11 protein-coding genes are annotated in these 11795 nt (G+C 42.2%); 10 read left to right on the forward strand and 1 reads right to left on the reverse strand.

Translation table 11 applies throughout. The features are described 5' to 3' along the window. Nucleotides 1–2 precede the first annotated feature (2 nt). The 3 genes from FTU58_RS05040 to FTU58_RS05050 are packed head-to-tail and all read left to right on the forward strand — an operon-like array spanning nucleotide 3 to nucleotide 4959. Nucleotides 3–1667: an OmpP1/FadL family transporter gene (locus tag FTU58_RS05040; protein WP_004975217.1), complete on the forward strand. Its 1665-nt coding sequence runs from the start codon at nucleotides 3–5 to the stop codon at nucleotides 1665–1667. Further along, nucleotides 1661–3028, forward strand: coding sequence for a putative pilus assembly protein FilE (filE, locus tag FTU58_RS05045; RefSeq protein WP_180062160.1), 1368 nt, complete (start codon nucleotides 1661–1663; stop codon nucleotides 3026–3028). The genes FTU58_RS05040 and filE overlap by 7 nt, the downstream gene beginning before the upstream one ends. A gap of 20 nt (nucleotides 3029–3048) precedes the next feature. Beyond that, complete coding sequence (locus FTU58_RS05050; protein ID WP_180062161.1) at nucleotides 3049–4959, forward strand: flagellar protein FilF; 1911 nt, start codon at nucleotides 3049–3051, stop codon at nucleotides 4957–4959. Between the two features lie 101 nt (nucleotides 4960–5060). Here FTU58_RS05050 and FTU58_RS05055 read toward each other — a convergent pair whose 3' ends face one another. After that, nucleotides 5061–5609, reverse strand: coding sequence for an NUDIX hydrolase (locus FTU58_RS05055; protein ID WP_026438436.1), 549 nt, complete (start codon nucleotides 5607–5609; stop codon nucleotides 5061–5063). A 123-nt stretch (nucleotides 5610–5732) separates the two neighbouring features. On the opposite strand from FTU58_RS05055, the gene FTU58_RS05060 reads away from it, so the two are divergent. The 7 genes from FTU58_RS05060 (at nucleotide 5733) to fghA (ending at nucleotide 11783) form a co-directional block, all read left to right on the forward strand. Next, nucleotides 5733–6329 carry a CoA pyrophosphatase gene (locus FTU58_RS05060; RefSeq protein WP_004975226.1) on the forward strand — a complete coding sequence of 199 codons (597 nt, stop codon included), beginning with the start codon at nucleotides 5733–5735 and terminating at the stop codon, nucleotides 6327–6329. Nucleotides 6330–6360: 31 nt separating this feature from the next. Then, nucleotides 6361–6891, forward strand: a complete 531-nt coding sequence (locus FTU58_RS05065; RefSeq protein WP_131261917.1) for a gamma carbonic anhydrase family protein — start codon at nucleotides 6361–6363, stop codon at nucleotides 6889–6891. A 160-nt stretch (nucleotides 6892–7051) separates the two neighbouring features. Continuing rightward, nucleotides 7052–7717, forward strand: coding sequence for a tRNA (adenosine(37)-N6)-threonylcarbamoyltransferase complex dimerization subunit type 1 TsaB (gene tsaB, locus FTU58_RS05070; RefSeq protein WP_096902124.1), 666 nt, complete (start codon nucleotides 7052–7054; stop codon nucleotides 7715–7717). 12 nt (nucleotides 7718–7729) lie between these two features. Next, on the forward strand, nucleotides 7730–8554 hold the full coding sequence (locus tag FTU58_RS05075; protein WP_180062162.1) for an undecaprenyl-diphosphate phosphatase: 825 nt from the start codon (nucleotides 7730–7732) through the stop codon (nucleotides 8552–8554). Then, nucleotides 8548–9369 (forward strand): class I SAM-dependent methyltransferase, encoded by an 822-nt coding sequence (locus tag FTU58_RS05080; protein WP_179989105.1) that lies wholly within the window; start codon nucleotides 8548–8550, stop codon nucleotides 9367–9369. Before FTU58_RS05075 ends, FTU58_RS05080 begins: the two co-directional genes overlap by 7 nt. Nucleotides 9370–9515: 146 nt before the next feature. Further along, on the forward strand, nucleotides 9516–10925 hold the full coding sequence (locus tag FTU58_RS05085; RefSeq protein WP_180062163.1) for a C13 family peptidase: 1410 nt from the start codon (nucleotides 9516–9518) through the stop codon (nucleotides 10923–10925). An 18-nt stretch (nucleotides 10926–10943) separates the two neighbouring features. Continuing rightward, nucleotides 10944–11783, forward strand: a complete 840-nt coding sequence (gene fghA / locus FTU58_RS05090) for an S-formylglutathione hydrolase (RefSeq protein ID WP_180062164.1) — start codon at nucleotides 10944–10946, stop codon at nucleotides 11781–11783. The last annotated feature ends 12 nt before the right edge of the window (nucleotides 11784–11795 follow it).

The following is an 11795-nucleotide window of genomic DNA, read 5'->3' on the forward strand; positions in this document are numbered from 1 at the left end:
GCATGAAAATGATACGACTTCGCCCGTTAGTGACTGCAATTATACTGTCGGGCTGTTCAGGGGCTGCTTTTGCGCAGCTTGGACAAAACTTATCTGTCGATATTCGTTCTTTGACTATGGGGAATGCGGTCACTGCAGATCCTCCTGGTATTAGTGCGATTCACTTTAACCCTGCTGCACTGACCAAAATTGAAGGTTTGCAAACAGATGTGCAAGGGGTATTGGCACATTTTGATGTACAGCGTGAGCTTTCTGTTCCAGCAGGTTATGACGTATTTGGTTATTCTGATGACCCTGTGGTGTGTAACGATGGGCCAGAAATTTTGGCCGATTTTTGTACCGATTTTAAAGGTACAGTACAAGCCGATGTAGAATATCCAACGCTGTATGTCCCGATTCTGAAAAAATTTGTCGATTTGGGTAAAGGCATGCCACTGGCAGCGCCAACCAACGGTATTGCCTATAATCCACCAGGTTCCAAAGTGACCTTTGCCACCGCATTATATGCGCCGTTGATTGCGGGCTTTGGTGCCGAAAATGGTAACCCTGGTAACTTTATGGGACAACAGGTTGCCTTAGAGCGTATTACTTATCTTTCTCCATCTATCGCCTATCAAGTCAATGATGAATTGTCAGTCGGTGCGTCAATAGGGATGTCTTACCAAGCCATCGCCATGAATACCGATTTACGCTTCCCGAATGAACTGATCGGGATGTTACGTATGGTGGATGAAGTGGTCTGTACGCCATTTAAAGAAAATTCAGACATCATTACCGATATTTTGTTGCTCGGGATTTGTAATGCCGAAGAAGGCATGAATCCATTTTCCCGTTTTGGGCAAATGCAACTGGCGGTTGAGCAAAGTTTAAGCCCGAGTTATAACTTGGGTATTTTGTGGGAACCGACAGAAGATTTTAGCTTTGGTATGGTGTATCAGAGTGCAGCTAAAATGCGCTTAAAGGGCAAATATCATATTGATAACTCGAAAGCACCGCGTGAGTTAATTAATGGTTTGATGTCTTCACCAACAGGTCAGATTTTAGCGGCAATTTTAGGTTTCCCAAGTTATATTCCAGCCAGTGAGTCTGGTTTGGTTTCTATGGATTTTGAATATCCTGCGCACTTTCAAGCGGGGATAAAATATAAAGTCATGCCTGATTTACAAGTCAATTTTGATGTGGGCTGGACTGACTATAAAGCATGGGATAAATTCAAATTCGAGTTTGACCGTCAAATCTCGGCATTAAAAATTGCAAAATTGCTTTCGGAGCATGTGTCTGATGACAGTTTAGCTTTGCCATTAGAGTTTAAGTCACCGTGGAACTGGGGTGTTGGCATCGAATATTCAGCCACAGACCGTTTAAAACTACGTGCGGGTTATGAACCACGTGGTAGTGCGATTCCTGACAATAAGCGTAACACCATGGTACCAATTAATAATGCACGTTTATTCGGTCTGGGTGTGGGATATCGTTTTGATGCAGATACAGACCTTGATTTATCCATCGGCTTTTTACAAAGTAAGGATAAAATTCCAGCCAATACCAGTAGCTTAGCCAATAAGGAAGGTGTGAATAACCTGCTGTTAAACCCTTATGCGGGTTTGAATGTGAAAACGGATACAAAAATTACAATTCTTGGATTGAGTTATAGAACACGATGGTAAGTTCAGTACGGAAAATAAAACGGACTTTATTTTCAAAGTCGATACTCACACTGATTTTCAGTATGGGATCGGTGTGTTACGCGAATCAGTTTTACACCATTATTGGACCAGATGGTCGTCCAATTGTGGTGCAGCGTAATGCTGCAGAAAAAAAGCAAACGATACAGGCGTTGGAAACCGCACAACAGCAAAAGCAAGTCCAACAAAAGCAAGTCCAACAAAAGCAACTACAAGAAAACCAACAACAAGACCAGTTTAAGCAAGACAAGGTGCATCAAGCACAGCAGATACCTGCTCAAACATCCGTTCAGGTATCTAAAAATACTTCTGCTCAGGTGAACAAGCAACTGAATCAGTCTAAGCCGAATATCTCAGAACAATCCGCTACGTCACAAAATCAGGCCAGTCAAAGCAAAGTGAATTCAACATTGCGCGCATCACACACTGAGCCAAATGCAGCGCAGCAAGAAATTTCCAGTGCGGAATCTGTTCATCAAACAGGATTCACTAAAGAAGTGATGATCAACAAAGTTGCTGTTAAACCATCTGTACTAGAGGATTTACAACAGCTTCCTCAGCAATTTGCGATTGATCCATCCACAGTGTCTGTTTCTAAAAAAACACCAGATCAAGCATCGCATGCATCTGCCCAACAAACGGGTTTTATGGAGATGGCGGGAGAACAGTATGTTAAAAGTGAGTATTTGGAAGATCAGGAGTTTAATTTAGAAGGAAAAAAACGCTTTTATAGTATGCCAGAAGGCATAATTGACACAAAAAATGGCGGTGGTGCTCGTATGCAAGTGGTCGAACGTGAACGTGGTGTAAGCCGTTCCGTTCTCAATAAATTATTTAAAAAGCAATCGGTTGCTGAGCCTCACGCTATTGTTTTGGCTGCAGACTATTATCGTGTTAATCAAGCTGAAGCAATTGAGGGTTTGGGGCAGCAATGTTTTGCTGAAAGCAAAAAAAATAAAGCTAAAACCTTAAAAGCACAACAAGATTTAAATTTGTGGCCTAGAGCTCCCTTAACCGAAAAATTTGATTATGAATTGGTGAAGTTAGAAGGCAATATTCAAAATATTCAAATCAACTCTTATGCCATGAAGCAAAATCAACCGACCTTTTATTGGCCGTTTGTGGTTTTTCTGGATCAAAAAGGCTGTGTGATTGAAGGTGCAGGTGGTTTTAGAAATCAGGATACTGCAGGCAATGTCTTACGACACGAGGTAATAGAAGGTATGCTGCAACTTCCAAAAAATAGCCACTATGTATTATTAACGCCATTGGCTTCTGCAGTGGATATGGAACATCGCGCGCTCAGTAACCAAGGGCAATTAAAACTCATTGCGATACGCTAACAACAATAAGAGAATTCAGGATGAAAACAAGACATATTTTACCTTTTGCAACGACAGCATTGATGGCGGCATTGAGTGGCTGTGGTGGAGAAAGTGCCAATATTAATCCAGAGCCTAATGCTGTGGCGTATATCAACGGGAGTTGTGCCAGTACAAAAAAAAACTGCGTGGAATTTGCATTGGATTATCCTGTGGATGGTTTGAATTTTACCTGTAGCAGTGATACCAGTAAAACCTACATCACCATGATTGAGCCGAAAAGTAATGCGGCAACAGGTAAATGTAGTGAAGGAGATAAAGTCCACTTCTTTATTCAGGAAAAGACCAATCAATATATTGATTTAGGCACAGTATCATTGTCTGATATTGGAATGGTCAGTACTGCAGGTGCGGGTTATCCACGTTTAAGTGTGTTAGATATGGCACGTGGATTAACAGGACGCCAAGCAACGAGTTTAAGTAGTAGTGACGAAACGATACAGGTCGCGACTGCAATTGTACGCTTGCTACAAGCACTTTCTGTTGAAGGTGGAGGAACCATTGCAGGTGATATTCAGCCTTTAACGATTACGACACTCAAAAAAGAACAATTGGCAAATATTGCTGAGTCCGTTGAGGTTGGTGACTATCGTTCAGGGGCTTATGCCAGTATTTTACGCCCGTGGGTAGATGTGTCACAGGTATCTCAAGATGATGCTTATCAAGCATTAAACACCTTGGTTTACATGAATAACTCGGCATCTTATCAAGCTAACTATCCAATTTTAGCCAAAGAAGATTCACAATTACCACAAGGTTTATATGGCTGTAATTTGGCAGACTGTAAATCTACGGTCGCAGATTTGAAACACCTCATTGGGCAATATCAACTAATCACAGACCGTTCTGGATATACCTTCGGTTATGGTATGCAATGGAAAGGTGCGGTGTCTGCAAACACGACCAACCCAATTTTAACGGTGAGTGGTGAATTGATTCGTAAAGTACGTCCTGAGCGTATGGTAGCAGCAGCACAAACCACATGGGTCAACCCATTGAATAAACGTATTCAGGGGCCATTCCGTTTTAGTGTGAATGACAATGCGGCTGATGATTTTAAAATTACCCAAGGTAAGGTGTTTAATGATTATTTAATTGCAGGCACGGAAGGTTTTTATAAATTATTGACCAAATCTACAACAGCGAATCCTGCAGATTATGGTCAATGGCAACAAACCATAGGTACCGATCAGTTCAAAGGTTCTTTTGATGCCTATAAATTCTTTTCTGTGAACTTTTTGGATAATCGCGTTTTTAAAACCCAGAAAAATGTACCTTTAGGCAGTCGCTATATTTTCCCAATTTATGCAACCTTGACCTTTAATTTTGATGGCGGAACGACTACAGATAGCATCAAATTAGGTGTTGTTTTAGATGAGGATGGCAATATTCGTACAGATATAGCACCAAATGCCACAGAAACCGATATGTCTGGTCAGTGTGCAGCAATTCGTCAGTCTGGTGCTGAATATGTTGATACAAATGGTGTGCAGCAATACCGTATAGGTGTGTTAGGTGCAACCGATATCGACAATAAAGCAGTCACTTTGCGTATGATTTTAGCCAATCCAAAATTTCATAAACTTGATGGCGCAGTCATTGGTTTGAATACCAAAATTGAAGCGGTTGAAGGTGGAAATGGTCAAGTGGTGGGCGGTGCACGTGCCAATATTGGCAATTTAGTTGCAGCCAACTCTACACGTATTACATTGTCTGATTTCAATGGCTCAACAGTGAAGTGGAGCAATATTTATCATGCGCAACTTGCAACTTACGTGGCTCAAAACCCTGCTTTAGCAACTGATGCAGATAAAGCTTTGGTGAAAGCCCAAGGTGGAGCTGTAAGTCTAGATGTTGCTGAGTGTTATAACCCAAATAAAGTGCGTATTTAGCATTAATTTTAGGTGACATAGTGATGAAAATAGCCCACTTTAGAGTGGGCTATTTATTATTCGAATTTTAGCTTGATTCAAATGAACATCATGTGGGGTTTTTAACCCGTATGATCTGTACGTGAACCTAAGGTTTCTAAATGTGTGGTGAAATGATTGTTTTTTCGATCTGCAAAGTAGTGTTGTAAAGTACGTTCTACACTTGGGAAAGCCAATTCAGACCACGGAATTTCATCTTCACTAAACAAGCGTGATTCGATGGTTTCTTCACCTGCACCAAATTGACCATTCAACAATTGAGCTTTGAACAGCACATAAATTTGCCCAATCCGTGGAATGTTATACATGCAATAAAGTTGTTCGATTTCAATTTCCGCTTCGGCTTCTTCGCGGGTTTCACGGGCAGAACCTTGCTCCATGGTTTCAAACATTTCCATATAGCCTGCGGGTAAAGTCCACAAACCATAGCGTGGTTCAATTGCACGACGACACAACAATACTTTATTTTCCCAAACGACCAATGCACCACAAATGACTTTTGGATTGACATAGTGAATATTGCCACATGCGCTACACACTTGACGTAATTGCTGATCGCCAAGCGGAATTTTCGTTGTTGTTTTTTGTCCACAATTTCCACAAAAGTTCATAGTGATCGTCATTGTTGAAGGGAGTTCTCAGAATAACTGAAAATTTCAACTTTGGCATCCTCTCTATCTATTGCCCACCTATTTCAGCTATGATGAAAACTTAGACAAGGAGAATTATAAGGCATGATTGATCATTCGCTCACGCATCTATTACAGCAACGTTTGCGCTTTTCTAAAACGTTCATGGAAGCGCATGCAGCGGTATTGATTGCCATTACCGACGAGTCTGATCCAAAGGTATTGCTAACCCGCCGTTCTACCTTACTCAATAATCACGCGGGTGAGGTGTCTTTCCCTGGTGGCAAACGCGATCCGCAAGATACCAGTAATATTGTGGTGGCATTGCGTGAAGCGCAGGAAGAAACCGCATTAAATCCATTTGAAGTGCAGTTGATTGGTGACTTGCCAATGCAAAAAGCCCGTAATGGAATGTTGGTTAAGCCTGTGGTGGGGCTGATTCCTCCAAAAGTAGAATTAATTCCACAACCTTCAGAAATTGATCGGATCTTTTTTGCCTCTTTACAGCATTTAATGGAAGCGCCACCAACGCCGTATGAAGTGAGCTTTGCACAACAAAAATTATATTTTCCGAGTATGCAGGTTGAAGATGAAGTGGTTTGGGGCTTAACAGCGCGGATGTTGGTGTCTTTATTTGAATATGGTTTGGATTATCGTAAAGAATGGCCGTTTTTGTTAAATTCACCAACATTTAAGAAATAGAAAAATTTTGATGTGAAGATAGGAAGGAACCATGTTGTATAAATTTAAAGGATATGCCCCGAAAGCAATGCAGCAACCGTGGGATGGTTGGGTGGCGGATAATGCCACGGTCATTGGTCAGGTTGAGTTGGGACAGAAAGTTAGTATTTGGTTTGGGGCTGTGGTACGTGCCGATAACAGTAAAATCAAATTGGGTAATTTTAGTAATGTTCAGGAAAATGCTGTTTTGCACACCGATGCAGGTATTGAAATGCAGATTGGTGATTATGTGACTATTGGACATCTGGCGATGTTACATGGTTGTACCGTGGGCGATAACACCCTGATTGGTATTAATGCAGTGGTGCTGAATCATGCGGTGATTGGTAAAAACTGTATTATTGGTGCCAATGCTTTAATTCCTGAAGGGAAAGTGATTCCCGATAATTCTGTGGTGATGGGTTCTCCCGGTAAAGTGGTTAAGACTTTGGATGAGTCTGCAGAAGCACGTTTAAAAATGAGTGCGCTGCACTATGCTGAACATTTTCAGCATTTTGTAAACCTAGAGCCTGCAACACTCTAAAATAGAATTTGCATCGTTTAGTCAAACGCATTTTTTAGCTGTAATTACATAGAATTTTATACTCAGGAATTGCAATCTAAGGCATGTAAATCCTCGCGTGAATTTCAGGAGTGGAGTATCATAACGCCAATTTTTGATATTTACTCCTTGAAGGTTGTGCATGAAATTGCTGGCATTGGAAACTGCCAATGAGCAGTGTTCCGTTTCGATTGTAGATGAAACACAGGAACTCTTTTTTCAATTAGATGCGCGAGCAAAAGCACAAACGCAAACCATCTTACCGATGATTGAGCAAGGCTTTGCTGAAACTCAAATTAGTACGGCTGATCTGACTGCAATTGCCTTTAGCCGTGGCCCGGGTTCTTTTAGCGGTGTGCGAATTAATGCGGCAGTCACGCAAGCTTTGGCGTGGGCGCATGATGTGCCTGTAATTCCTGTATCGACTTTGCAGGCATTGGCGCAGGCGGCTTATCGTCTTGAAGGATTAACTGCAGTTACGGCTGTGTTGGATGCACGCATGAATGAAGTGTATATCGCCAGTTTTGAGCTAGATGCACAAGGAATCATGCAGGCGGTTGATCAGGAACAATTATTGAATTATAGCGATGCTGCACAGACGGTACGCTTTCAATTGGTCGGTTCTGGTGCAGGTCTCATTGATCAAGAACAAATACAATACAAAGGCTTAAGTGCAACCGCACAAGATATTGCTACTATTGCACGCGTCTGTGCACAGCAACAGCAATGGGTCAGCGCAGAACAAGCATTGCCTGTCTATTTACGTGACAATGCTTGGAAAAAAATTCCAGAACAAGGCAAGGCATAATTAGGGTTATTTATGGATCTTTTACTGCTGCTCAAAGCGGCAATTATGGGTATTGTAGAAGGGATTACCGAATTTCTACCCATTTCTAGCACAGGACATTTGATTCTCGCTGCAGAGCTAATGGACTTTTGGACCAAAGAAAAAAGCGATGTATTTGTGATTGCCATTCAAATGGGAGCAATTGCAGCGGTCATATATGAGTACTGGACACGTCTATGGGGCGCAGCCACAGGCATGTTTACTGGCGAAGAAAAAGGTCGACGCTTGGGCTTTGGTCTGATCATAGCATCTATTCCAATTATTCTGATTGGATTGACCTTTGGGCAGACTGTAAAAGAATTACTCTTTAATGATGTTGCCGTGGCGATAGGTTTGATTATTGGCGGTTTTATTATTATGTGGATTGAAAAACATCCACCGCAAGTACGTGCCCATGAGGTTGAAGAACTAACTTATCGAGATGCGATTTGGATTGGTCTAATTCAGGTATTGTCGCTGATTCCGGGGACTTCGCGTTCAGGTGCAACTATTATTGGCGCGATGTTCTTGGGTGTATCGCGAAAAGCAGCAACTGAGTTTTCCTTCTTTTTGGGAATTCCTGTCATTATTGGCGCAGGCTTGCTCGACTTATATCAAAGCTATGATGTATTCCAAACTACTGAAGATTGGACCGTACTCAGCTTCGGGATCATCGTCTCTTTTGTTTCCGCACTTTTGCTGATCCGTGCATTGGTGGCTTATGTGGCGAAACGTGATTTTATGATTTTTGCTTGGTATCGTATTGCTTCAGGTTTAATCATTTTATTGTTCGCATTCACAGGCTGGAAACTATGGTAAGCGAACTTCGCTTATACACCGAAGCCGAGTGGCTCACTCAAGCACAGCATTATTCTGCTGTGCTTTTGTCTAGAGGCGTGCAAACGTGCATTGAAACAGTAGAAAAACTCAATGCGCGTTTTTTGCGTTTGAACCCTGAATTGGCATTGTGTGTAGATGCTGAAGGGTTGTGGTTGTGTGCCAATGGCATGAAAATGCAACCCGATTGGAAAGCTGAAGTTGGGCGATTGAAACGTGCCTCTTTAAAATCGGAAATGATTGCTCGTGCCTGTAATTTGTCGGAAAAACCAAGCCTAATTGATGCTACGGCAGGATTAGGACACGACAGCTTACTCATGGCACACTTGGGTGCTCAGGTCACGTTGTTGGAGCGTCATCCTATTCTTTTTACTTTGTTGGAGGATGCTAAACGCCAAGCCGCAGATGATCCTTTTTTAGCAAGTGTTGTTGCCCGTATCCAGTTGGTTTTTACAGATTCAGCAGATTATTTACGCAACTGCGCAGCGCAGGGCAAAGTGGTTGATGTGGTGTATTTAGACCCGATGTTTCCGCAGCGAGATCAACATCAACAGGCGCAGAAAAAGCAGGCACAAGTCAAAAAACAAATGCAGTTATTACATTTGCTGTTACCTGAAGATGGCGAAATGGATTTAGGTGATCATTTACTGGGTTTGGCACAGCAAATTGCCAAACGTGTTGTGGTGAAGCGCCCACGTTTGGCTGTATTTTTGGCGGGGCAGGAAACCACACATCAATGGCAGGGTGATGCTTGCCGATTTGATGCCTATTTCCAAGCAAATTTGAACAATGGGTAGATTTATACCACTAAAGCAGTGGCAAGGCGTTCAATGCTTCTATAATGCGCAAAGATTTGTTATATAGTTAAAATTGACAATTGATAATTACGACGACAAGCATAAACTTGGAGTGTGGAAACGCGAGCTGCGATTAACAGAATCCTATGATTGACTTCAAACCCTCCATTAATTTTTGGCACGATTTTAAAAGCAACCAAGCTGCGGGCGTTTGGTTATTTTTGGGTTCGCGACGCTCTTTGCAAATTATTCGTCCTTCTATCTTACAACTGATTTTTTGGGGGATTTTAGGTGGTCTTGCCAATACCTTATTCAGTTGGTTGGTCGCGGGAGAAGTGGGTGAATTTAACCCACAAGGTTTGGTCAGTTATGCCTTGTGGCCCTTTATTGCCTTAATTGTCGGAATTATTCTTTCTCAGCGTGTCAATAACCCGCGTTTATTGTTAGTACCTGCTTTGTTGTGGTTGGTATTAGATACTCACGTTGCATTATTACAAAGCTTGATTCAATACATGGGCATGATGGATGTCTTGCCGTATGTGTTATATGACTATTTACCTACCATTTTTATGGTGCTGTTTGTTTGGCAAAGTTTGGCAGTAGTGTGGGTGTTTTCACGTGAGCTGCATTGGCCGTGGTGGGAACGTGCGCTGATTGTTTTAGCGACCTTATTCACTTTGGTGGTTTGGCAAATGTCAGTGATAAGTCAGCCCATTTGGAAGGTAGAAGAAGTTCCACCAAGTCTAAGCGAAGAAGCTTTTTATGCACAAAGTCGTGTACTCAATAAAGCTTTAGACAGTATTCAATATGGGGAATTTGCTCAATCGCATTGGTACTTTTTAGGGGTTGCAGGGGCGAGTTATCAAGACGTATTTATGTCTGAAATAGAACGGATTCGTGAACAGTTTGATACTCGTTTTGGTACTTTTGGGCGTTCGATGGTGTTAATTAATAACCCAATGACCCGCAATGTAATTCCAATTGCTTCACAAACTAGTATTGAATTAGCGCTGCGCCGTATTGGACAACGCATGAACCGTGAAAGTGATGTGCTGTTTTTATATATGACCTCACACGGTTTAAAAGATCATTTTGAAATTGAAAATGCACCACTTGACTTAAATCAGGTCGATCCGAAATGGTTACGCGATACTTTGGATAAATCGGGTATTCGTTGGCGTGTGATCGTCATTTCAGCCTGTTATTCAGGTGGCTTTGTATCCGCCTTGCAAGATGATAATACCTTGGTGATTACTGCATCGGCAGCAGATCGTGAGTCGTTTGGTTGTTCAAACGAAGCTGATTATACTTATTTTGGTCGTGCCTTTTTTGATCAGGCTATGCGTGAACAAAACTCTTTTGCTAATGCTTTTAATGAAGCCAAAGTGACTGTGGCGAAATGGGAGCAAGCGCAAGGTTTTAAACCTTCAGAGCCACAATGGGCAATTGGTAAAAATATGGAATTGATGTTGCCACAATTAGAGCAGCGTTTGTTTCCTCAAAAAAGTGTTGCAACATCGGCTGAAATTCAATTGAGTGCACAATCTGTTCAATAAGCCAAAGAGGAGAGGGTGATGGAGTTAATTCAGAACAACCGCTGTTTTGAGGGTGAGCAACGGATTTATCGTTTTCATTCCAATGCTTTACAGACTGAAACTCAGTTTGGCATTTTTTTACCAGAACAAGCTTTGACGGGGCAGGCTTGCCCTGCGGTATTTTATTTGGCAGGTTTAACCTGTAACGAAGAAACCTTTGCGATTAAAGCACATGCGCAGCACATGGCAGCGCAATTGGGACTGATTTTGATTAGTCCAGATACTTCACCGCGTGGCGAAGCTGTTGCCAAAGGCGACCATTGGGATATTGGACAGGGTGCAGGTTTCTATATCAATGCGACACAAGCACCGTGGGCGGCACATTATCAAATGGAAACTTTTGTCACCGATGAGCTTTATCAATTGGTGCTGCAACAGTTCCCAATTCAGGCACAGCACGTTGGCATCATGGGGCACAGTATGGGCGGTCATGGTGCATTGACCCTCGCGTTTAAATATCCTGACAAATTTAAGTCCGTGTCTGCTTTTGCTCCGATTTGTGCGCCAAGCCAATGCCCGTGGGGTGAAAAAGCATTTTCTAATTATTTGGGTACAGATCAGCAAGTATGGTTACAGCACGATGCGACTGCTTTGGTGCAGGCCAAAGGTGCATTGTTCAGTGAAATTTTGATTGATCAGGGATTGCAAGACCAATTCTACAGTCAGCTCAATCCTGCATTATTTCAGCAGGCTTGCGATGCAGTTGGGCAAAAACTGAGTTTGCGTGAACATGCAGGCTATGATCATGGCTATTATTTCATTCAAAGCTTTATAGATCAGCATTTGCAATTCCATGCGGTACAATTGCAAGCGGACTAAGCCAAGTACTCA

It is taken from the genome of Acinetobacter sp. YH12120, from assembly GCF_013418795.1.
Classification (GTDB): domain Bacteria; phylum Pseudomonadota; class Gammaproteobacteria; order Pseudomonadales; family Moraxellaceae; genus Acinetobacter; species Acinetobacter towneri.

Coding starts and splice junctions, on each gene's coding strand:
- FTU58_RS05040 (WP_004975217.1), top strand. CDS start 3: ATGAAAATGATACGACTTCGCCCGTTAGTGACTGCAATTATACTGTCG.
- filE (WP_180062160.1), top strand. CDS start 1,661: ATGGTAAGTTCAGTACGGAAAATAAAACGGACTTTATTTTCAAAGTCG.
- FTU58_RS05050 (WP_180062161.1), top strand. CDS start 3,049: ATGAAAACAAGACATATTTTACCTTTTGCAACGACAGCATTGATGGCG.
- FTU58_RS05055 (WP_026438436.1), bottom strand. CDS start 5,609: ATGAACTTTTGTGGAAATTGTGGACAAAAAACAACAACGAAAATTCCG.
- FTU58_RS05060 (WP_004975226.1), top strand. CDS start 5,733: ATGATTGATCATTCGCTCACGCATCTATTACAGCAACGTTTGCGCTTT.
- FTU58_RS05065 (WP_131261917.1), top strand. CDS start 6,361: ATGTTGTATAAATTTAAAGGATATGCCCCGAAAGCAATGCAGCAACCG.
- tsaB (WP_096902124.1), top strand. CDS start 7,052: ATGAAATTGCTGGCATTGGAAACTGCCAATGAGCAGTGTTCCGTTTCG.
- FTU58_RS05075 (WP_180062162.1), top strand. CDS start 7,730: ATGGATCTTTTACTGCTGCTCAAAGCGGCAATTATGGGTATTGTAGAA.
- FTU58_RS05080 (WP_179989105.1), top strand. CDS start 8,548: ATGGTAAGCGAACTTCGCTTATACACCGAAGCCGAGTGGCTCACTCAA.
- FTU58_RS05085 (WP_180062163.1), top strand. CDS start 9,516: ATGATTGACTTCAAACCCTCCATTAATTTTTGGCACGATTTTAAAAGC.
- fghA (WP_180062164.1), top strand. CDS start 10,944: ATGGAGTTAATTCAGAACAACCGCTGTTTTGAGGGTGAGCAACGGATT.